The organism is Streptosporangium amethystogenes subsp. fukuiense (assembly GCF_042665875.1).
Lineage (GTDB): Bacteria > Actinomycetota > Actinomycetes > Streptosporangiales > Streptosporangiaceae > Streptosporangium > Streptosporangium fukuiense.
In genome coordinates this window covers 4,290,488-4,310,636 of sequence record NZ_JBHTEE010000001.1, presented here as the reverse complement: position 1 = coordinate 4,310,636, position 20,149 = coordinate 4,290,488, and the positions used below count along the sequence as shown (strand labels likewise).

Below are 20,149 nucleotides of genomic sequence, written 5' to 3'. Positions count from 1 at the left end.
GGAAGCACCCGCCGGTGGGTCTGCTCACTTACATGAAACGTAGCCATCTGGATCACACCTCCAGTTCGTGATGGCCAGGGCTGGTCAACGCGGGGCTTGTAAAGCGCATCGCTGCACCTCAAGCCCTCTCCTTCAGGAGGGGGTCGTTGACCTGCTCAGACAGCCGGGTTCCGAATATGTCTGTGCAGCATCGCATTACTAGGCTACGGTCAGTAGTCGAACAAATTCGGTTCGTATTCAACGGTTCAGGTGAAACTGTCGGTGAAACCGAGGTGATTCCCATGCCGCAGGCCAAGGTGCTCGATCCCACCACGTCACCGGTTGCCTTCTTCGGCTTCGAACTCCGCCGATATCGCCAGGAGGCAGGTCTGTCCCAGGAAAAGCTGGCCAAGCTGATCGGATACTCGCTCGGCACGGTCTCCATGGTCGAGACCGGCCGCCGCCCGCCGACCGAGGACTTCGTCAGACGATGCGACGAGGCCCTCGGCGCCGGAGGGGCGCTCATCCGGATCAAGGAGATGATCGACAATGTCGCCGCCCAGCTACCGGCCTGGTTCCGTCCCTGGGCCGAGATAGAGCAGGCCGCAGAGACGCTACGGACCTGGGAGCCGCTCATCGTCCCAGGTCTGCTCCAGACGGCTGACTACGCACGGGTGCTCTTCATCGGGGAGCCCCGGGCCACGGCGGAGAAGGCGGAGCTGGACGTGGCCGCCCGGCTGGAGCGGCAGCGCATCCTGGAGCGGGAGGATCCACCGATGTTCTGGGTCGTCCTCGACGAGGGGGTGCTCAGCCGCCGCATCGGCGACGAGGCGATCATGGCGGCCCAACTGGACCACCTTCTCAAGGTCGCGCGCCTGCCGCACGTCACCATCCAGATCGTGCCCTCCGACGCGGGCAGCACCGTCGGACTGCTGGGCGGTTTCGTCATTGCACAGGTCCGGGGGCTCGCCAATACTGTCTACATGTAGTCGGCCGGCCAGGGCCAGGTCACCGATCGCCCCGTTGACGTGGCGGACATCATCATCAAGTACGAGGCGATTCGCGCCGAGGCACTTCCACAGCGGGCGTCGCTGGAGCTGATCAGGGAGATGAGGGCTCGATGGACCAGGAACTGAGCGAGGCCGTCTGGGTGAAGTCGTCGTTCTCCGGCGGCAACGGTGGCAACTGTGTGGAGGTCGCGAAGCTGTCCGGTGGTCGGGTCGGTGTCCGTGACAGTAAGGATCGGTCGGGTCCGGCGTTGGTGTTCACCCCGGCCGAGTGGGCGGCGTTCACCCGCTGGGTCCTCACCGACGACACCGTCTAGCTCCACGACGCTCCGCAACACGTCAGGCCCTCGCATCCAGATGCGGGGGCCTGCCTGTCATGTGTCTCCAGCCGGACCTGTGCGGATCAGGTGTCGAAGGCCCCGCCCGCCACGGCGCTGATCACGACGATCGCCGGTCCCAACCCGGCTCCCAGTGGCTCGCAAGGGCGGCTTCCTAGCGTCCGTCCCGTAGGAGTGATCATCGGGGACGAGCGGGGCGGGACGCGTGGACATGAGGTTGTTGCTGGGGCTCGACGGGCCGGATCTGTCCGCGTTGGCGCGGGCCGTCGTGGGCGTGTTCGGGCCGGGGCGGCCGCCCGACGCGAAGTTCTCCGTGGGCTTCGCGGACGAGGTGCCCGGTGCGGACTGGTTGGAGCGCTTCGCCGCCCGCCAGGAGAAAGGGGCGGAGAGCGCCGTCGGGTGGAACGGTGACGGCGAGCCCTTCGCCTTCAACATCGGTAACGCCATCGTGAAGGCGGGGCGTGACGGCGACTGGACCGCGGAGTCGCTGCTGGAGGTTCTGGAGGTGCTGCCCTTCGCCGTGGCCTCCATCGGAGGCGTCCATCAGTGGACCGGCAACGGCGGCTTCGCCGATCTCCACTACGGCCACGGGTGGGCGTGTGCGTTCCGGGGGAAAGGCCATGACCGCCTGCTGTCGGGGCGGTGGCTGGAGTACGGCCCGTGGCGGCTCCTCACCCGTGGGGACATCACGCTGGTGCAGTTCCACGACCTGGCCGCCGACTCCGAGACCGCGCGGCGGCAGGCCTGGCCGGGACACGAACTTCTCACGGCGGGGATCGGCTACCTGTCGCCGCCGCCCGGCGTGGCACGGCGCCACCTGCGGTCGAGGTTGCGCGGCCGGTACGACGTCGACACGCGGACCCTGCGGATCGTCGTGCGCGGTCGCGCCGTGCACGACGCCGAGATGCGCGATGCCCGCCTGGCCGTACTCGAAGGCTCCGGTGACCCGCCGATCGCCGGAGTCGCGTACGTGTTCATGGAGGAGGTGGTGGCCCGCGCGCACCTGCACAGGCTCTGGCTGCACGAGCTGGAGTGCTGGGCGATCGTCCACGGCCGTGAGGTCCGCCTTGACGAGGACTACCGGCCCGCGCGCACCCCGCCGCAATGGGCGGTGGCACTGGCCTGACGCCGTCCCGCGAGGTGTCGATCTTCCAGAAAGGTCGCCACGTAAGGGATGTGCCAAAAATGGGATGGATTGTGTATATTTTCCGTTGCTAGCTCTTGCTTGAAGGAGGATTTATCGTGGCGGCTCTTCCGCGGGTACTGTTCGACGAGGCTCACAGCGAGTCGTGGACCATCCGGCGGGACGTGGCCGAGACGATGAATCCCGGCCATCCCGACGACAGCGGCTACGTGCGCGCCGCCGAGCTGCTGCGCCGGCTGGGGCACACCGTGGACGCGCACACCGAGGGGCCGCTCACCCCGGCCCTGCTGAGCGCGCGGGACGTGCTGGTGATCGCGCACCCCGCGGACGGGCGCTGGGAGCGGACCACCGGGCTGGGCAGCCCGATCCTGCCGGTCGAGGAGCTGGACGCGATCGAGGAGTACGTCGCGGGCGGCGGCGGGCTGGTCGTGCTGGCCGAGTACGAGCAGGAGAAGTACGGCAGCAATCTCACCGAGCTGCTCGCGCGCTTCGGCGTCGGGGTCGAGCACACCCTCGTCCACGACCCGCGAAGCGCCCACAACGGCGTGGCCGCCTGGGTCATGGGCACCGCGCGAAAGGTCGACGTCGCGGGCCAGGACCTGCTGGCCGGGGTGCGGAGCGCCTGCTTCTACCGGGCCGGGGTGCTCACCGCCCCCGAGGACGCGGCGGTGCTGTTCGAGACCTCGCCCACCGCGACCCCCGCGGGCCGCCCGCTGGCGGTGGCCCTGCGGCACGGCGAGGGCCGCGTGGTGGTCGTCGCCGACTCCGACCTGTTCGGCGACGACTCGATCGGCGACCACGACCACGCCGCGCTCTGGGGCAACCTCGTCACCTGGGTCGCCCGCGTCCCCGACCCGGCCGCGACCAGGGAGTCCGAGGCCCGCGCCCTTTTCGAGGACCTGAAGCGGTCGATCGAGGAACTGCGGCCGATGCAGGCCAAGGACGGCTCGGTGGAGGGGGACCAGGCCAGGGCCGCCGAGCTGGTCGCCGAGATCGCCGGGCAGGTCGAGCGGCTCGCGCCGCGCTTCCCGCACGACGCCGACTACCTGGCAGCCGTGGTCGCCGACCTGCGCAAGTGGGCGGACCAGGGCCTGGGCGTGCCGGACTTCCTCGACTCGCTGGACGCCTTCCACCCCGACGCCCAGCGGGTGGACGGTCTGGAGCACCTCGTGCTCTTCCCGATGTACACCCAGAACGGCAGCACCTCCCGGCTCATCGAGGCCGTGTGGATCCGGACGATCTGGCCCGAATGGCTGGCCGAGCTGGAGCGGACCCGCTACGACAACCCGATGTTCGTGCCGATCGCCTTCGAGGACTTCACCTCCGGCTACGACACCAACTCCGCGGTGCTCTTCCCGGAGACCGTCGCGGTCAGGAAGACCCCGGCCCGCTTCACCTGGGGCGGCATCTTCGCCGACCGCGAGGCAGCCAGGTTCCGCGCGGTGAGCGGGGCGGCGGCGGACACGCTCAAGCTGGCGCTGCCGCCGGACGCGGCCAGGCTGATCGCCTCCCAGGAGCTGGCCCAGGACACCTTCGTGCTCTGGGACCTGATCCACGACCGCACGCACAGCCACGGCGACCTGCCGTTCGACCCGTTCATGATCAAGCAGCGGATGCCGTACTGGCTGTACTCCCTGGAGGAGCTGCGCTGTGACCTGACCGCGTTCGGCGAGGCGGTGAAGCTGGAGCAGGAGGGCGTGCCGCACGCCCGCTACGTCCAGCTCGCGGTGCTCTTCGACCGGCTGTTCCGCTTCCCGATCACCGGTGACCGGGTCCGCAACTACGACGGCCTGGGCGGGCAGCTGCTCTTCGCCTACCTGCACCGCAACGACATCGTCAGGTGGACCGACAACCGGCTGAGCGTCGACTGGGACCGGCTCGCCGACGGCGTGGCCGATCTGCGAAGCGAGGTGGAGAAGCTCTACCGGGACGGCATCGACCGCTCCAAGCTGGCCCACTGGCTGGCCGCCCACCAGCTGGTCGCCGCCTACGTCGAGCCGCACCCCGCCTCGGTCTGGGCCCGGGGGGTGGAGGCCCTCCCCGTTGAGGGGTTCCCCAAGGCCGTGGTCGACGCGGTGCTGCCCGACGAGTTCCCGCTGAGCATGTTCTACGAGGCCCTGCGCCGTAAGCTCACCGATGTCATCGACTCCACGAAGGGCATCCGAGCATGATCATCCTTGTCACCGGCGCGGCCGGTCCCGCCGGTCAGGCCGTCGTCCGCAGGTTCACCGGCCAGGGGCACACGGTGATCGGCGTCGACAAGAGCGGTGCCGACGGAACCCTGGCGGTCGACCTGCTCGATTTCGACGCGGTCAAGGGGCTGGCACGGGAGGTGGCGGCCGAGCACGGCCGCGTGGACGGGATCGTGCACCTGGTCGGCGGTTGGCGCGGGTCCAAGACCTTCGCCGAGACGTCGCTGGACGACTGGGCGCTCCTGCACGACCTGCTGATCCGCACCCTGCAGCACGTCACGCTGGCCTTCGAACCGCTGCTCAAGGTCAGTGAGCGCGGCCGGTTCGCCATCGTCTCGGCCAAGACGGCCGCCCGCCCGGGCCAGGGCGACGCGGTGTACGGCACCGCCAAGGCCGCCGCCGAGGCGTGGACCCTGGCCTTCGCCGACGCGCTGAAGGACACCGCCTCCACCGCGAACATCCTGGTGGTCAAGGCGCTCGTGCACGACGGCATGCGCGCGGCCGCCCCGGAGCGGAGGTTCCCCGGCTTCACCGACGTCGACGACCTCGCCGAGGCGGTCGACAGGCTCTGGGAGACCGACGCCAACGGCACCCGGATCGACCTCACCGAGAGGTGACCCGTACCGCGGCCAGGAAGAAGTACGACGGCGCCCGGGCGCCGAGCAAGGGGAAACAGCACGTGACGGACGCCATCCGCAGGCACGACCCGCTGGTGAAGGGCTTCGCCAGCGACAACTACGCCGGGGTGCACCCGGAGATCCTCCAGGCGATCGCGCTCGCCAACGGGGGACACCAGACCGCGTACGGCGACGACGTCTACACCGAGGCGCTGCAGGAGATCTTCAAGAGGCACTTCGGTCCCACGGCCGAGGCCTGGCCGATGTTCAACGGCACCGGTGCCAACGTGGTCGCGCTCCGCTCGATGACCGCCCACTGGGAGGCGGTGGTCTGCGCGGAGTCGGCGCACATCCACACCGACGAGGGCGGCGCCCCCGAGCGGTCGGCGGGGCTCAAGCTGCTGCCGGTCGCCACCCCCGACGGCAAGCTCACGCCCGAGCTGATCGACAGGCAGGCGTGGGGCTTCGGCGACGAGCACCGGGCCCAGCCCAGGGTCGTGTCGATCACGCAGACCACCGAGCTGGGCACGCTCTACACGCCGGAGGAGATCAGGGCGATCTGCGACCACGCCCATGATCTCGGCATGGTCGTCCACCTGGACGGCGCCCGCGCCACCAACGCCGCCGCCGCGCTGGACGTGCCGCTGCGCGCGTTCACCACCGACGTGGGCGTGGACGTGCTCTCCTTCGGCGGTACCAAGGCCGGCCTGATGTTCGGCGAGGCGATCGTGGTGCTCAACCCCGACGCCGTCCGCGGCCTGCGCTACCTGCGCAAGAGCGCCATGCAGCTCGCCTCCAAGATGCGGTTCGTCTCGGCGCAGTTCGAGGCGCTGCTCGCGGGCGACCTGTGGCTGCGCAACGCCCGCAACGCCAACGCGATGGCCCGGCGGCTCGCCGAGGCGGTGCGGGACGTGCCCGGCGTGGAGATCCCGCGTCCGGTGCAGGCCAACGCGGTCTTCGCGATCCTGCCCGGGGACGTGACCGAGCGCCTGCAGAAGCGATTCCGGTTCTACACCTGGAACGAGGCCACCGGCGAGGTGCGCTGGATGACCGCGTTCGACACCACCGAGGCCGACGTGGACGCGTTCGCCGCCGCGGTGGCGCAGGAGGTGGGCACCGCCTGACCGCGGTGGTCGGGGATCCGAGGGAGCGCCTATACTCCCGGGTATGAGCAAGCACAGTCTGGGTCTGTGGCGGGCCGCTGAGAGGCGGATCCGCTAGCCAGTCCCGACTGCGCACAGAAACGGCCGCCGTTCACCGGCGGTCGTTCTCGTTCTCCCGTACGGCCGGTGCGCGGCGGTCCTCCCTTCCACAAGGAGTGACCATGACAAAGCGCGTCTTCACCGCCTTCAAACCGACCGGCCACCTCACGCTGGGCAACCTGCTGGGCGCGATCGTGCCCGCGGTACGGCTCCAGGACGAGGCCGACTGCGTCTACGCCGTCGCGGACCTGCACGCCCTGACGATCAAGCACGACCCGGAGCGGCTCCGCGCGAACACCCGCGAGGCGGCGACCCTGCTGCTCGCCTGTGGCCTTGATCGCTCTCTCCTCTACATCCAGTCCCAGGTGCCCGCGCACACCGAACTGGCCTACCTGCTGGAGAGCACCGCCCACTACGGCGAGATGCGGCGGATGATCCAGTTCAAGGAGAAGTCGGCCGCGCAGGAGGAGGTGCGGCTCTCACTGCTCACCTACCCCGCGCTGATGGCCGCCGACATCCTGCTGCACCGGGTGGACGTCGTGCCCGTGGGGGAGGACCAGCGCCAGCACGTGGAACTGACCAGGGACCTGGCCCTGCGGTTCAACCGGCTGTACGGCGAGGTCTTCACGGTGCCCGAGGCGGTGCACCCGCGGGTCGCCGCCAGGATCATGGACCTGAGCGATCCCACCTCGAAGATGGGCAAGTCGGATGGCTCGGCCGCGGGAACCGTCTATCTGCTCGACCGGCCCGACGACATCCGGCGCAAGGTCATGCGGGCGGTGACCGACTCCGGCACCGAGGTCCGCCACGACCCGGTGGGCAAGCCCGGCGTCTCCAACCTGCTCGCCCTGCTCGCCGCCTGCTCGGACCGGCCGGTCGAGTCGTTCTCCTACGGGTCGTACGGCGCGCTCAAGCGGGATGTGGCCGAGGCGGTGGTGGAGCGGCTGCGGCCCGTCCAGGAGCGCTACGCCGAGCTCTCGGCGGACCAGGCCGAGCTGTCGCGGCTCCTGTCGGACGGGGCGGCGCTGGCCACCCGGCGCACCGCCGGCCTGCTGGCCGAGGCCCGGCAGGCCATCGGCCTGCCATGAAGGCGGCCTGAAACCGGGTCTCACCTGCCGGGTTCGGCCGCGTCCCGGGGCCCGGCGGGCGGGGCTTCCCGCGCCCGGGGCGCGGTGGACCGGATCCGCCACACCGGCGGGCCGGACTCAGTTCTTCTGGCCCGTCTCGTGCTCGTACGCGGTCAACTGCTGTTCGAGGGCCTTCATCAGCTCGAAGACCTGGCTCGGAGGGATGCGGATCCGGCTGACGATCCGGGTCGGCACACTCACGAAGTGATGCCCCGAGGAGGGGTCGTTGGCCAGTTGGGGCGGCCTGGTGATCACCGCGAAGTCCAGGACGAACCCATCCTGGGTGTGCCACACGGAGGCGAAATTGGCGTACTGCCCCATTTCTACCTCGGCGGAGATGCTCACCTCCAGGCGGTTCTCCGGCTCGTCGTTCACCATTCTCTTTCCTCCGGCCAGGTTGACTCCATGTTGCCCTGGCCGGAGACCGGCCACACAGGGACGCGCCGACGCTATTAAAGGATGGAAGGCAGCCGCTGGGCGCCGCGCTGCCGCAACATGTCGGTCATCAACTCGATCTCGCCTGTCTGGCCGTCGACGATGTGCTGCGCCATGGTGGCCACCTCGTCGCGGTCGGACAGTTTCAGCAGCCCCCGGCCCATCTGCACGCCGCCCTCGTGATGGCGGATCATGAGCTGCAGGAAGAGGATCTCCTGGTCCTTGCCTGTGGCCTCCCGGAGCCTTTTGAGCTCGTCGTCGCCGGCCATACCGGGCATCGCGGCGGAGGCGCCCGGCGTTACAGAGTGGCCGCCGTGACCGGACATCCACGCCATGACCGGTCGCTCCGTCGACTGGTTCAACCCCCACTGCTGCAGCCAGCCCATGAAGATGCCGCGCTGGGCCGTCTGGGTGACGATGATGTCGTAGGCCAGCTGCCGGAGCGCCTCGTCCTCGCTCCCGTCCCTGGCGATGAAGGACATCTCGACGGCCTGGGCATGGTGGACCGACATGTCGCGGGCGAATCCCGCCTCTGGTGAGGCGTCGGTCGGGGATGCCGTCCTGCCCACGACGAACAGCAGCGTGACCGCCACGACCAGGCAGCCGAGCAGGACGCCGAGCGCCACGCCGCGCCTGGACTTCGCACTGTCTTTCACCGGAGTCTCCATTGCCTGCCCAGCGTACCCACTGCTGCGAATCGTCGCTCTATCACGTGTTATGAGCCCTTTATTCTCCACATACGCCGGTAGGGCATAGGGTGACCGGAGTTGTTTGCTGGCTGGAGGGTTGATGACCAAGGAAAAGGCGCAGGCGAGGCGGGAGCACCTTGCCCGGATGCGTGCGGAGCAGCAACGCAAGGAGCGTAGAACGGCCTTCCTGATGTGGGGTGCCGGAGGCCTCGTCATCGTTCTGCTCGTCGGGCTCGTCGCCTTCTACATGGTCAACGAGCGGGCCACGACCTCGCTGGACAGCGTCGTTAGCGCGAAGTACGTCGGCAGCCAGCACACCCAGACCAAGGTGACGTACAAGGAGAATCCGCCGCTCGGCGGCGAGCACCACCCGTCCTGGCAGAACTGCGGCATCTACGACCAGCCGATCAACAACGAGAACGCCGTCCACTCCATGGAGCACGGCGCCGTGTGGATCACCTACCGGCCCGACCTGCCCAAGGCCGAGCTGGACAGGCTCAAGGAGCTGGCGTCCAAGGACTACATGCTGCTGAGCCCGTACCCGGGGCTGCCCACCAAGGTCGTGGCCAGCTCCTGGAACAAGCAGCTCAAGCTGGACAGCGCGGAGGACCCGCGGCTGCCCAAGTTCATCACCAAGTACAAGAACGGCCCGGACACCCCCGAGCTCGGCGCGTCCTGCAGCGGAGCCGTGGGCACCACCACCGCCGAGGCGCCCATCCCGGAGACCGCGCCGTCCGCGGCGCCCGACCAGAGCGGCGCCCCGGCCACCGACGCCCCGGCCACGCACACTCCGGCACCCAGCGCCACCCCGGCGTCCTGACCGGGTCCTTGGTCCGGCTCGGTCCCCGCTAGGCCCGCAATGCCCACTCCAGGGGCACCGCCTCCAGCCCGTGAGCCTCGGCCACGGGCCGGTTGGTCAGGTGCCCCTCGTGTGTGTTCAGGCCCCGTGCCAGCGCGGGGTCGTCCCGGAGGGCTCCCCGCCAGCCCAGTTCGGCGATCGCGAGGGCGTAGGGGACCGTCACGTTGGTCAGGGCGTACGTCGAGGTGTGCGGGACCGCGCCCGGCATGTTGGCCACGCAGTAGAACACCGAGTCGTGCACCCGGTAGGTCGGATCGTCATGGGTGGTGGGCCGGGAGTCCTCGAAGCAGCCGCCCTGGTCGATGGAGATGTCCACCAGGACCGAACCGGGCCTCATCCGCGAGACCAGGTCGTTGTCGACCAGCTTGGGGGCTCTCGCGCCCGCGACCAGCACCGCGCCGACGACCAGATCCGCGTCCAGCACCGCCCGTTCGATCTCGTACGCGGTGGAGGCGACGGTCCTGCAGTGACCCCTGTAGATCATGTCCGCCTGGCGGAGCCGGTCGATGTCGCGGTCCAGCAGCAGCACCTCCGCCTGCATGCCCAGCGCGATGACCGCGGCGTTCATACCGGCGACCCCGGCACCGATCACGACCACGCCGGCCGCGTGCACCCCGGACACCCCGCCCATCAGCACGCCTCGCCCGCCGCCCTGGCGCATCAGGTGATAGGCGCCCACCTGCGGGGCGAGCCGTCCGGCCACCTCCGACATGGGGGCCAGCAGAGGCAGGGAGCCGTCCGCTTTCTGCACCGTCTCGTAGGCGATGCCGGTGATCCCCGATTCGAGCATGGCCCGGGTGCAGGCCGGCGACGCGGCCAGGTGCAGGTAGGTGAAGAGCACCTGGCCCTTGCGCATCCGGTGGTACTCCTCGGCGACGGGCTCCTTGACCTTCAGGACCAGGTCGCCCTCCGCCCACACGTCGTCCGCGGAGTCCAGGATGGTCGCGCCCGCGCGTCGGAAGTCGGCGTCGGGAATGGCGGACCCCACCCCGGCGTCCTTCTCGACGAAGACCTCGTGGCCGTGCCGGACGAGCTCATGGGCTCCGGCGGGAGTCAGGGCCACACGGTACTCGCGATTCTTGACCTCGCGGGGAACAGAGATCTTCACGGCTCCTCCAGGGTGGGCACGTGTCCTCTTCCTCACGTGCGTTCCCCGAAAGTGAGTAATCACGCGCAAGGTGGCAGGAAAGGGACGGCGCCGGTGGCATACCGTCAGCGGTTCGTCGGCGCCCGGCCGGTCGGTATCCGTCCTGACTTGCGGGGTTACCGGCTTCCGGTGCTGATCGATAGGCTCGCCGCGAACAGATGCGAGGAATACGGGGATATGACGATGGGGATGCACGCGGGGCCGGGTGGGCCGCCCGTACCGCAGGGACCTCCAGCAGGGGCTGACGAGCCCGCCGGCGCGTCATGGGGACCCTCGTCCTCCTACGACGCCTTCACGCCACCCGAGCGTCCCGGCGCCTCAGCCGGACGCCACGCCCGCGGCCCCCGGGAACCGGGCGTCGGGACTCCCGGTGAACCGAGGTCCGACGGTCCCGACCGGGGTGGTTCCGGCCCCGCCGGTTTTGGTCCCGCCGATCCAAGGTCCGGTGATCCCGGCTCCGAAGGCCCGGGGCCCGGTGGTCAGGACCCCGGTGACCCGAGGTTCGCCGGCCCAGGTCAGGGCGGGCAGGGGCAGGGCGGGCAGGGTCCGGATGCGCCGGGACCGGCTGGTCACGGGGCTGCCGGTCAGGGGCCAGGCGGCCAGGGGCCAGGCGGCCAGGGGCCGGGTGGTCAGGGGCCGGGTGCTCTGGGAGTGGGCGTGCCCGCAGCGGGGGGCCCGGGAGCGGGCGTGCCGGCCCCCGGCGGCAGGCAGGCCGGAGGGTTGCCGCCGAGCGGGGCGCCGGGGGTGCCCCAGGCGAGCCGGGTCACGACCGCGATCCTGGTGTCCACCCTGGTCGTCGTCGTGCTGATCACCGGCGTGCTCGGCACCATCGCGGTGCTCATGACCCGCAACCCCGACATGCCGCTCGGCGCCAAGCCGCCCAGCAGGCTGGCGGTTCCCATCCACTTCGCCCCGGTGACCGAGGCGAAGGCCGGAGCCTGCACGCTTCCGGAGACCTATCCCGACGACCTCGGGCAGAACTGCTACTCGGTCGCCGCCGGGGTCACCGTGAACGCCGTGCGGAAGATCGAGGCGATCCAGGAGAAGAACGGCACCTACTCGGTCAGGATCGCTTTCGCGCCCACCTTCCGCGAGCAGATCACCGACCTGACCGAGGAGGTGGTCAAGGAGGACGACCCGGTCAGGCAGCAGATCGCGATCGTGGTGGGGGAGAAGGTGGTGGCGGCCCCCCGGGTCGCCCAGGCGATCACCGCCGACAGCCTGAGCATCGCCGGCTCCTTCACCAAGGAACAGGCGGACGCGATGGTCGTCCGGCTGCTCGGCTCAAGCGGCATCGGCACCGAGCCGACCACGGACCCCCAGCCGAACGACACCTCGGTCTTCACCCCGCCGGCCGATCCGTCCACGAACCCGCAGCCCGACCAGCCGGTGAACCCGTCGAACAACGGCGTCCCGGACACGACCGCGACGAACCCGCCGGGGACCGACGGAACAGGGACCAACGGAACAGGGACCAACGGAACAGGGACCGATGGGGCAGGGACCGATGGGGCAGGGACCAACCCCGCCACCCGGAACACCTCTCCGGCCACGTCGGGCGATGGAGACCTCGACCCCAGGTACGCCACCTGCAAGGAGGCGAACGACAACGGATACGGCCCCTACCACAAGGGGATTCACCAGGAGTACGACTGGTACATCGACGGGAACAAGAACGGTATCGCCTGCGAGCTGAACGACAGGTCCTGAGCGCGACCCCGTGCGATCCGGACCGGCTCAGAAGAACAGCGTCCCGATGCCGTCGACGCCGAAGTAGATCGCGAAGATCAGGCTGACCACCCAGAGCAGCCACGGGATCCTCCCGGCCCGGCCGAGGGCCGCCTGGATGACGGTGTAGGAGATCACGCCCGCGCCCACCCCGTTGGTGATGCTGTAGGTGAACGGCATCAGCACGATCGTCAGGAACGCCGGGATCGCGATGGCCAGGTCCTCCCAGGGCACGTTCCTGACCTGGGTCATCATCAGCGCGCCCACCAGGACCAGCGCGGGCGCCGCCGCGGCGGCGGGGACGACGGTGGCGAGCGGTGTGAAGAGCAGGGTGAGCGAGAACAGGGCGCCGGTGACGACGGCCGCCAGGCCGGTCCTGGCTCCCTCCCCGACCCCGGCCGCCGACTCCACGAACACCGTGTTCGCCGAGGAGCTCGTGAGACCCCCGATCGCAGCGGACACGCCGTCCACGGTGAGGATCGCCCCCAGCCGGGGCACCCGGCCCTGCTCGTCCACCAGGCCCGCCTCGTCGCTCACCCCGATGATGGTGCCCATCGCGTCGAAGAACCCCGACAGTACGAGCGTGAACAGCACGATGGTGGCGGTCAGCGCACCGGCGCGGGCGAATCCGCCGAACAGGTCCACCTGGCCGACCAGTCCGAAGTCGGGTGCCCCGACCACCGCTTCCGGCATCCGGGGGATCACCACACCCCAGAGCTCCGGCGGGACCGTGGTGAAGGTGTTGACCACGACGGCGAGCACAGCGGTGATCACGATGCCGATCAGGATGGCGCCCTGGACCTTGCGTACGAAAAGGGCGATCACCACCAGCAGCCCCAGGCAGAACAGCGCCACCGGCCAGCCCGTCAGGCGCCCGGTGGTGCCGAGCTGGACCGGCGATCCCGTACCCCTGCCGACGAAACCCGCGTCCACCAGCCCGATCAGCGTGATGAACATCCCGATACCCACGCTGATCGCGTGTTTCAGTGCCAGCGGGATGGAGTTCATGATGAGCTGCCGCAGCCCGGACACGGCCAGCAGCACGATCACCAGCCCCTCCAGCACGACCAGCCCCATCGCCTGAGCCCACGTCATGTGCGGTGCGGCCTGGTAGGCGACCACCGCGTTCAGCCCGAGCCCGGTCGCGACCCCGAGCGGCGCGTTGCCGATCACTCCCATGAGCAGCGTGCTCACCGCCGCCGCGAGGATCGTCGACGTGGTCAGCTGATGGGTCGACAGCTTGGCCCCCGTGACGTCCGTCGCCCCGCCCAGGATGATCGGGTTCAGCAGGATGACGTACGCCATCGCCATGAAGGTGGTTAGCCCACCCCGGACCTCGCGGCCGACCGTCGTCCCCCTGGCCGAGAGCTCGAAGAAGCGATCCATGGTCTCCCCTCCGGAGGCGGAGGGGATGAGCGGTTCCTACCCGTTCAAAGCGATGTCATGGGGGCGAATGGGCACCCGGGGCAACGGCAGACCGGTCGCGGCCCGTACGGCGGCGGCCACCGCGGGGGTGGCCGAGAGGGTGGGGGGCTCGCCCGCGCCGCGCAGGCCGTAGGGGGCGTGCGGGTCCGGGTTCTCCATGATCGACACCCGCATCGGCGGCATGTCGAGGATGGTGGGGATCAGGTAGTCGGTGAACGAGGGGTTTCGCACCACCCCGTCCTGGACCTGGATCTCCTCCATGAGTGCCAGCCCCAGCCCCTGGGCGGAACCGCCGTGGATCTGGCCCTCCAGCGCCAGCGGGTTCATGATCCGGCCCACGTCCTGGACCGCGGCCAGCTCCACCACCTTGACCAGGCCGAGTTCCACGTCCACGTCCACGACCGCGCGGTGCACGCACAGCGCGAGCTGGGTGTGGGAGTCGCCCTGCCCGGTGAGGGGGTCCAGCGGGAAGGTGGGCCGGTGCCGGTACTCCCTGGTCTCCTCCACGGCCCCGGCCACCTCCAGGGCCCGTACCAGCGACGATCCGTCGGCCCGCAGCTTGTCCAGCCGCTCCCGCACGGCCTGGCAGGCCGCCCTGACCGCGCCGCCGGTGACGTAGGACTGGCGGGACGCCGACGAGGACCCGGCCGACCCGACGGAGGTGTCCGCCCGCGCGACCGTCACCGTGTCGATCTCCAGTTCGGTCCTGGCGATCTGCTCCTGGACCATCAGCAGACCCTGTCCCACCTCGGCCGCGGCCGTGTGCACCAGGACGTGCGGTTCCCCGCCGATCAGCTCCACCCGCACCCTGGCGGTCGAGTGGTCGTCGAAGCCCTCGGAGAAGCAGATGTTCTTGATACCCACGCCGTAGCCGACCCCGCGCCGCACGCCCTCGCCGTGGGTGGTCTGTGAGATGCCGCCCGGCATGTTCAGCAGGTCCGTCCCGCCCGCGTCGTCCGAGGCGTCCTCCGAGGCGGTGGGGGTGGCGGGCAGCGGCATCGCGGCGAGTTCGGCGAGCATCTCGGCCAGCGGCGCGGGTGAGTCGATCACCTGCCCGGTGGCCAGCCTCGACCCCTCGGAGACCGCGTTGCGGATCCTGACCTCGACGGGGGAGATCCCGCACGCCTCGGCCAGCCTGTCCATCTGCGACTCGTAGGCGTAGCAGGCCTGCACCGCGCCGAAACCGCGCATCGCCCCGCAGGGCGGGTTGTTGGTGTAGACGCCGTAGGCGTCGATCCACACGTTGTCCACCTCGTAGGGGCCGACCCCCAGCGAGGCCGCGTTGCCGACCACGGCCGGGGAGGTGGAGCAGTAGGCGCCGCCGTCCAGCAGGATCTCCGCTTTGACGTACAGCAGCCTGCCCTCGCGGGTGGCACCGTGCTCATAGCGCATCCGGGCCGGGTGCCGGTGGACGTGGCCGTAGAAGGACTCCTCGCGGTTGTAGACGATCTTCACGGGACGGCCCGTGCGCAGGGCCAGCATGCACGCGTGGACCTGCATGGACAGATCCTCACGGGCGCCGAACGCGCCGCCCACCCCGGCCAGCGAGAGCCGCACCTTCTCCTCGGGCAGTCCCAGGCACGGCGCGATCTGCCTCTGGTCGGCGTGCAGCCACTGGGTGGCGATGTACAGGTCCACCCCGCCGTCCTCGGCGGGCACGGCCAGCCCGGACTCCGGGCCGAGGAAGGCCTGGTCCTGCATGCCGACCTCGTACTCGCCGGTGACGACCACGGGGGCCTCGAACACCGAACCGACCCGGATCGGCTGGTGGCGCAGCACGTTGCCCCCGTCCTGGACGGCGGGGCAGGAAGCGTCGAAGGCGGCCCGGCGTGGGTCGGTGACGGCCTCGCGGACCTCGTACTCCACGACGACGGCCGCGGCCGCCCGCCTGGCGCGCTCGGGGTGGTCGGCGGCGACCAGCGCGACCGGCTCGCCCTGGTAGCGGACCTGGTCGACGGCGAGCACCGGCTGGTCCCTGTGCTCCAGTCCGTAGAACTTCTCGCCGGGCACGTCCTCGTGGGTGAGCACCGCGTACACGCCGGGCATGCCCAGCGCGGGGCCGACGTCGATCGAGCGGATCCACGCCGACGGGTGCGGACTGCGCAGGGTGACCCCCCAGATCATGTCCGCCAGATACAGGTCGGAGGAGTAGGCGAACTCGCCCGTGACCTTCAGCGTCCCGTCGGGACGCAGGACGCTCTCGCCGATGCCCAGGCTCTGCCGCGTTTCGATGCCGCTCACTCCGGTAGTACATCAGCCTGGCACGGGGCCGGACATGGCAGACACGGGGGAACGCGGGAGGCGGTCGTTAGCGACTCTTACGGTTGTGCCCGGCGGGTGCGCGTGATCGGCCCACCGGGCCGGCGGTCCTCAGAGGGCCATCATCCGGCCCGGGGAGGTGGACGGTTTCTCGCGGACGGCCCCGATGGCCGCCCGCTCCGCCGACGCCTTCCTCTCCACCTCGTCGTTCCCCGTCGCCCTGGCGGACGCGATGGAACGCCCCAGGTGGGTCACAGCCTGCTCGGTCTCGCCGAGGAGCAGCAGGGAGCGGGCCAGGCCGAGCAGCAGGTACGGTTCGGCGACGACCACCTGCGCGGCGCGCGCGCAGTCGAGGCCGGCCTCGAAGGAGGCCCTGGCCGCCGCGGCGTCCCCCAGGTCGAGGTGAACGCCGCCCAGTCTCTCGTGCACGGCCGTCTCCTGATACAGGTTGCCGTCCCTGCGGCACTTGAACAGGGCCTCGTCCAGCATGGCCAGTGCCTGCTCGAACCGGTGCAGGCCGTGGTACCCAGAACCGATCATGGTGAGCGCGTAGTGCTCACCTGACCTGTGCCCGATCGCGTCCGCGACCTCCCGCTGTTTCTCGGCGCAGCCGATGCACTTCTCGTAGCAGCCGAGTTCGAGATAGTTCATGGCGAGATTGCCCAGCGCCTTCTGCTCACCGTGCCGCTCGGAGAGCCGGCGGCACAGGATCAGGTGCTGCCGGAAGTGGTGCAGGGCCTCTTCGAGACGGCCGACCATGTTCAGCGCGAGGCCCACGAGGCTGTGCGCCCCCGCCTCCAGCCGGTGATCCTCCAGCCGCTGCCCGGCCGCGAGGGTCCGCCGGCTGATCGTGAGGAGGCGAGCGGGAAGGCCGGCGTGGTGGAGGTGCCAGAAGAGCGCGAAGACCAGGGCGACACCGAGACGCGAGGTCCGCTCCCGGGGAGCGGACATCGCCTGGAAGGCGGCGGACAGGAGATTGGCCTGTTCCCGGTTCAGCCACTCGTGGGCCTCCTGGTAGGAGCCGAGCGGAAGAGGGCCGGCACCGAGATCGACGTCCGCCGACTCCGCGCGAGGGTAGCGGGCCAGCTTCACGGCCAGCCGGGTGGTCCCGACATAGAAGCTCAGCGCCCGGTCCAGCATGGCGTCGCGATCCGTCTCCGTCTCCTCGCGGGCGACCTGCTCGCCTGCGAACAGCCGGATCAGGTCGTGCGGCCGGTACCTTCCCGGCTCGTCCTCCTCCAGCAGGTGCGCGTCGACCAGTCGTTCCATCGCGCGCTCCGCGGTGTCCGCGGGGACGTCCAGCAGGGCGCCGACGACAGGTGCCGTCACATCGGCCGTCTGCAGTACGCCGAGCGCGCGCAGCGCGCGGGCGGCCGTCCGGTCCAGGTGGTGGTCGCTGCCGGCGAGCATGTCGTGACTGACCGCGAGGCTGGACCGGACCGCGAGATCGCCCGCCGCCAGCTCTCGCAGCCGCCCCCGCTCGTCCTCCAGCCGGTTCACCAGGTCGACGACGCCCCAGCGCGGCCGGTTCGCCAGCCGGGCTCCCGCGATGCCGACGGCCAGTGGCAGGCCCCCGCAGAGGTCGATCAGGCGCGCCGTCGCCTGAACGTCCTCGGCGACCCGCTCCTCCCCGATCAGCCTCGCGAGCATCGTGGAGGACTCGGCGCGCCGCATCCTGGAGATCGGCATACGGACACAGTCGTCGAGCAGGGTGAAGCTCTCCCGGCTGGTCGTCAGGATCGTGTTGCCCATCGGCACCGACAGCAGCGGACGGATCTGTGCCAGGTCGGCGGCGTCGTCCAGCACGACGAGGATCTGGCGGCCGTCGAGTTCGCCACGCCACAGGGCGGCGGCCTCATCGAGGTCGGCGGGAATGTCGCGCGGGGACATGCCGAGATCACGCAGGAACCTGCTGATCACCTCGATCGGTTCCAGCCGCCTCATGCCGGGCGTCGCCCCGCGCAGGTTCACGTACAGCTGCCCGTCGGGGAAACGGTCGCGGACCAGGTGCGCGGCCCGGAGCGCCAGGGTCGACTTGCCGGATCCGGGTGTCCCGGTGATCGCGACGACATGCCGGGGCGGGCGGCCGTCCCAGGGAGAGAGCAGCGTTCTGAGCCGCACGAGTTCCTCCGCGCGTCCGACGAAGTCGGTGGGGTCGCGCGGCAACTGGTGGGCCACCTTCCCCCGGGCGGCGGCGCGGTGCCGCGAATGTGAGGGCTCCCGGAGCGGGGGAACCCGTTCCGGGAGCGCGGGGAGCGTCGCCGAGGGCAGATCGAGCAGGGGATCGGCACGCAGGATCAGCTCATGGCACCTGCGGAGACTCTCGTGCGGCTGGATGCCGAACTCCTCGGCCAGCAGGTGCCGGATCTCCTGGTAGACCTTCAGCGCCTCCACCTGTCGGCCGCAGCGGTAGAGCGCGACCATGTGCAGCTCGCGGAGCCTTTCGCGCAGCGGGTGCTCACAGGTCAGGGGGGCCAGCAGGGCCGCGGCCTCCTGGGGGCGCCGGAGCAGGAGCAGCAGGTCCGCGTGCAGCTCCAGCGAGGTCAGGCGTAGTTCGTTCAACCTGTGCCGCTCGAACTCGGCGAACGGGCCGGGAATCCCGCCCAGGCACGTGCCCCGCCACAGTTCCGAGGCCCTGTTCAGGGAGTGCAGGGCGGTCTCGTACGAGTCCTTCGCGTGCGACTTCCTGGCCAGGTCAAGGCAGCGCTCGAAGACCAGGGCGTCCACCTGCTCCGGCGCGAGCCGCAGCGAGTATCCGCCCGGCACGGAGACCAGCGGCCTCGAAGGTCTCCGCGGATCCCGGTCCGGGTCCAGTGCCCGTCTCAGCCTGGACACGTATGTGTAGACGCTCTGTTCCGCCGTCTTCGGCGGCCTCTCGCCCCATACTCCGTCGATCAGCCGGTCCCTGGTGACCGGCTGTCCCGCGTTGATCGCCAGGATGCAGAGGACGGCCTGCTGCCTGGGCTCTCCCAGATCGAGTTCGAGTGAACCCCTCCGGCCGGTCACCGGTCCCAGAACGTCGACACCGAGTCCCTCCGCGGCGCCGGTGGTGGTAATGGCTTCCGTCTCGTCCACCAGGCCTCCACACGCGGTTGGGCATGACACAGCGAAGTCGAGGAGAACGACCTTATCTGACAAGTTCGCGGCGCGGAGTTCCCGCTGATCGCCTAGACGATCCCTGCCTTGGCGATGCGGACCCCGGCCTGGAATCTGCTCTGCGCTCCGAACCGCTCCATCGCGGTGGCCATGTGGCGGCGTACGGTGCGGGAGGTCAGGCCGAGATGGCGGGCGATCACCTCGTCCGTCAGGCCCTCCGCGGACATCCTTAGAACGGTCCTTTCCTGGTCCGTCAGCGAGGAGAGCGGCTCCCGCTCGCGGAGGCGTGGCTCGGCCTGTGACCAGACGCGCTCGAACAGCTCTCCCAGCAACGTGACCAGCGCGGGGGCGCGCACCACCGCCATCCGGGAGGTGTGGCCGGTCATGGCGACGCGGCCGTCGACCATCAGGAATCTCTCGGAGATCAGCGGATCGACCCTCAGTTCCACCGACTCGGGGAAACCGGCCGCTCCGGACGGTGAGTCGACGACGACCCTCGTCCGCACGCCAGGTGGAATGACGGCCGAATTGAAGATGCGAGAAAACGCGACGCCGGTTCTGGGATTGGGCAGGAGAACGGCCACGCTGCGCCTCGCGGACGAGCAGAGGGCGTTGATATCGGGGCGTATCTGGTCTCTCCCCTCTGCCGAAGGAGGGGGCAGGAAAGAATGGGTCATGTGCCCCCCGCGAACTGCGCTTGACCGAACACCCGCGTGTTCCTCCCGGCAGGTGACGCCGCCCTCGGATCGGACTCCGATGGATTTCCGAGGTGATTCGCGATGCGGAAGGGGAGGCGTGTGACACGTGTGCCGGATCCGCCGTCGTACGCGCGCGAGGAAGGGGCGTCCATCGATCGTCCCTCCGTCCTGTCGTTCCGGTCCGCGATGACGAGAGAGGCGCCAGGA

17 protein-coding genes are annotated in these 20,149 nt (G+C 70.0%); 9 read left to right on the top strand and 8 right to left on the bottom strand.

The features are described 5' to 3' along the window. Window positions 1-281 precede the first annotated feature (281 nt). The 7 genes from ACFQVD_RS18190 (at window position 282) to trpS (ending at window position 7,567) form a co-directional block, all read left to right on the top strand. Window positions 282-968, top strand: coding sequence for a helix-turn-helix domain-containing protein (locus tag ACFQVD_RS18190; protein WP_343963997.1), 687 nt, complete (start codon window positions 282-284; stop codon window positions 966-968). Window positions 969-1,099: 131 nt separating this feature from the next. Further along, the gene (locus ACFQVD_RS18185; RefSeq protein WP_343963995.1) at window positions 1,100-1,303 is read left to right on the top strand and encodes a DUF397 domain-containing protein; all 204 of its coding nucleotides are present in this window, start codon (window positions 1,100-1,102) and stop codon (window positions 1,301-1,303) included. Window positions 1,304-1,535: 232 nt separating this feature from the next. Then, window positions 1,536-2,450, top strand: coding sequence for a hypothetical protein (locus tag ACFQVD_RS18180; protein ID WP_343963993.1), 915 nt, complete (start codon window positions 1,536-1,538; stop codon window positions 2,448-2,450). A 116-nt stretch (window positions 2,451-2,566) separates the two neighbouring features. Then, window positions 2,567-4,639 carry a DUF6421 family protein gene (locus tag ACFQVD_RS18175; RefSeq protein WP_343963991.1) on the top strand — a complete coding sequence of 691 codons (2,073 nt, stop codon included), beginning with the start codon at window positions 2,567-2,569 and terminating at the stop codon, window positions 4,637-4,639. Then, window positions 4,636-5,277 (top strand): SDR family NAD(P)-dependent oxidoreductase, encoded by a 642-nt coding sequence (locus ACFQVD_RS18170; protein ID WP_343963989.1) that lies wholly within the window; start codon window positions 4,636-4,638, stop codon window positions 5,275-5,277. The genes ACFQVD_RS18175 and ACFQVD_RS18170 overlap by 4 nt, the downstream gene beginning before the upstream one ends. Before the next feature lie 62 nt (window positions 5,278-5,339). After that, entirely contained in the window at window positions 5,340-6,401 is a 1,062-nt protein-coding gene (locus tag ACFQVD_RS18165) for a threonine aldolase family protein (RefSeq protein ID WP_343964136.1), read from the top strand. 200 nt (window positions 6,402-6,601) lie between these two features. Then, complete coding sequence (gene trpS / locus ACFQVD_RS18160) at window positions 6,602-7,567, top strand: tryptophan--tRNA ligase (protein ID WP_343963987.1); 966 nt, start codon at window positions 6,602-6,604, stop codon at window positions 7,565-7,567. A 117-nt stretch (window positions 7,568-7,684) separates the two neighbouring features. On the opposite strand, the gene ACFQVD_RS18155 is transcribed toward trpS, so the two are convergent. Then, window positions 7,685-7,984, bottom strand: a complete 300-nt coding sequence (locus ACFQVD_RS18155; protein WP_030921269.1) for a DUF3467 domain-containing protein — start codon at window positions 7,982-7,984, stop codon at window positions 7,685-7,687. 74 nt (window positions 7,985-8,058) lie between these two features. Then, window positions 8,059-8,697 carry a DUF305 domain-containing protein gene (locus ACFQVD_RS18150; protein ID WP_343963985.1) on the bottom strand — a complete coding sequence of 213 codons (639 nt, stop codon included), beginning with the start codon at window positions 8,695-8,697 and terminating at the stop codon, window positions 8,059-8,061. Between the two features lie 133 nt (window positions 8,698-8,830). Here ACFQVD_RS18150 and ACFQVD_RS18145 point away from each other — a divergent pair, with 133 nt between their 5' ends. Next, window positions 8,831-9,550 carry a DUF3105 domain-containing protein gene (locus ACFQVD_RS18145; RefSeq protein WP_343963983.1) on the top strand — a complete coding sequence of 240 codons (720 nt, stop codon included), beginning with the start codon at window positions 8,831-8,833 and terminating at the stop codon, window positions 9,548-9,550. 28 nt (window positions 9,551-9,578) lie between these two features. Here ACFQVD_RS18145 and ald read toward each other — a convergent pair whose 3' ends face one another. Together ald and ACFQVD_RS18135 are read right to left on the bottom strand one after the other, a co-directional pair. Next, window positions 9,579-10,697 carry an alanine dehydrogenase gene (gene ald / locus ACFQVD_RS18140; RefSeq protein WP_343963981.1) on the bottom strand — a complete coding sequence of 373 codons (1,119 nt, stop codon included), beginning with the start codon at window positions 10,695-10,697 and terminating at the stop codon, window positions 9,579-9,581. Between the two features lie 357 nt (window positions 10,698-11,054). Further along, complete coding sequence (locus tag ACFQVD_RS18135; protein ID WP_343963979.1) at window positions 11,055-11,309, bottom strand: hypothetical protein; 255 nt, start codon at window positions 11,307-11,309, stop codon at window positions 11,055-11,057. Between the two features lie 84 nt (window positions 11,310-11,393). On the opposite strand from ACFQVD_RS18135, the gene ACFQVD_RS18130 reads away from it, so the two are divergent. Beyond that, a complete protein-coding gene (locus ACFQVD_RS18130) occupies window positions 11,394-12,446 on the top strand; it encodes an excalibur calcium-binding domain-containing protein (protein ID WP_343963977.1) in 1,053 nt (350 codons plus the stop codon). A 27-nt stretch (window positions 12,447-12,473) separates the two neighbouring features. On the opposite strand, the gene ACFQVD_RS18125 is transcribed toward ACFQVD_RS18130, so the two are convergent. The 4 genes from ACFQVD_RS18125 to ACFQVD_RS18110 all read right to left on the bottom strand — a co-directional run bounded on the left by ACFQVD_RS18125 (window position 12,474) and on the right by ACFQVD_RS18110 (window position 19,750). Beyond that, window positions 12,474-13,850 carry an NCS2 family permease gene (locus tag ACFQVD_RS18125; RefSeq protein ID WP_343963975.1) on the bottom strand — a complete coding sequence of 459 codons (1,377 nt, stop codon included), beginning with the start codon at window positions 13,848-13,850 and terminating at the stop codon, window positions 12,474-12,476. 36 nt (window positions 13,851-13,886) lie between these two features. Next, window positions 13,887-16,130: a molybdopterin cofactor-binding domain-containing protein gene (locus ACFQVD_RS18120; protein ID WP_343963973.1), complete on the bottom strand. Its 2,244-nt coding sequence runs from the start codon at window positions 16,128-16,130 to the stop codon at window positions 13,887-13,889. A 129-nt stretch (window positions 16,131-16,259) separates the two neighbouring features. Further along, window positions 16,260-19,223, bottom strand: coding sequence for an AfsR/SARP family transcriptional regulator (locus ACFQVD_RS18115; protein WP_343963971.1), 2,964 nt, complete (start codon window positions 19,221-19,223; stop codon window positions 16,260-16,262). A gap of 92 nt (window positions 19,224-19,315) precedes the next feature. Further along, window positions 19,316-19,750: a helix-turn-helix transcriptional regulator gene (locus ACFQVD_RS18110; protein ID WP_343963969.1), complete on the bottom strand. Its 435-nt coding sequence runs from the start codon at window positions 19,748-19,750 to the stop codon at window positions 19,316-19,318. Window positions 19,751-20,149: the final 399 nt, after the last annotated feature.

Bases quoted from the DNA above. Each gene is read 5' to 3' on its own strand.
- ACFQVD_RS18190 (WP_343963997.1), top strand. From the start codon at position 282: ATGCCGCAGGCCAAGGTGCTCGATCCCACCACGTCACCGGTTGCCTTC.
- ACFQVD_RS18180 (WP_343963993.1), top strand. From the start codon at position 1,536: ATGAGGTTGTTGCTGGGGCTCGACGGGCCGGATCTGTCCGCGTTGGCG.
- trpS (WP_343963987.1), top strand. From the start codon at position 6,602: ATGACAAAGCGCGTCTTCACCGCCTTCAAACCGACCGGCCACCTCACG.
- ACFQVD_RS18170 (WP_343963989.1), top strand. From the start codon at position 4,636: ATGATCATCCTTGTCACCGGCGCGGCCGGTCCCGCCGGTCAGGCCGTC.
- ACFQVD_RS18125 (WP_343963975.1), bottom strand. From the start codon at position 13,850: ATGGATCGCTTCTTCGAGCTCTCGGCCAGGGGGACGACGGTCGGCCGC.
- ACFQVD_RS18145 (WP_343963983.1), top strand. From the start codon at position 8,831: ATGACCAAGGAAAAGGCGCAGGCGAGGCGGGAGCACCTTGCCCGGATG.
- ACFQVD_RS18185 (WP_343963995.1), top strand. From the start codon at position 1,100: ATGGACCAGGAACTGAGCGAGGCCGTCTGGGTGAAGTCGTCGTTCTCC.
- ACFQVD_RS18155 (WP_030921269.1), bottom strand. From the start codon at position 7,984: ATGGTGAACGACGAGCCGGAGAACCGCCTGGAGGTGAGCATCTCCGCC.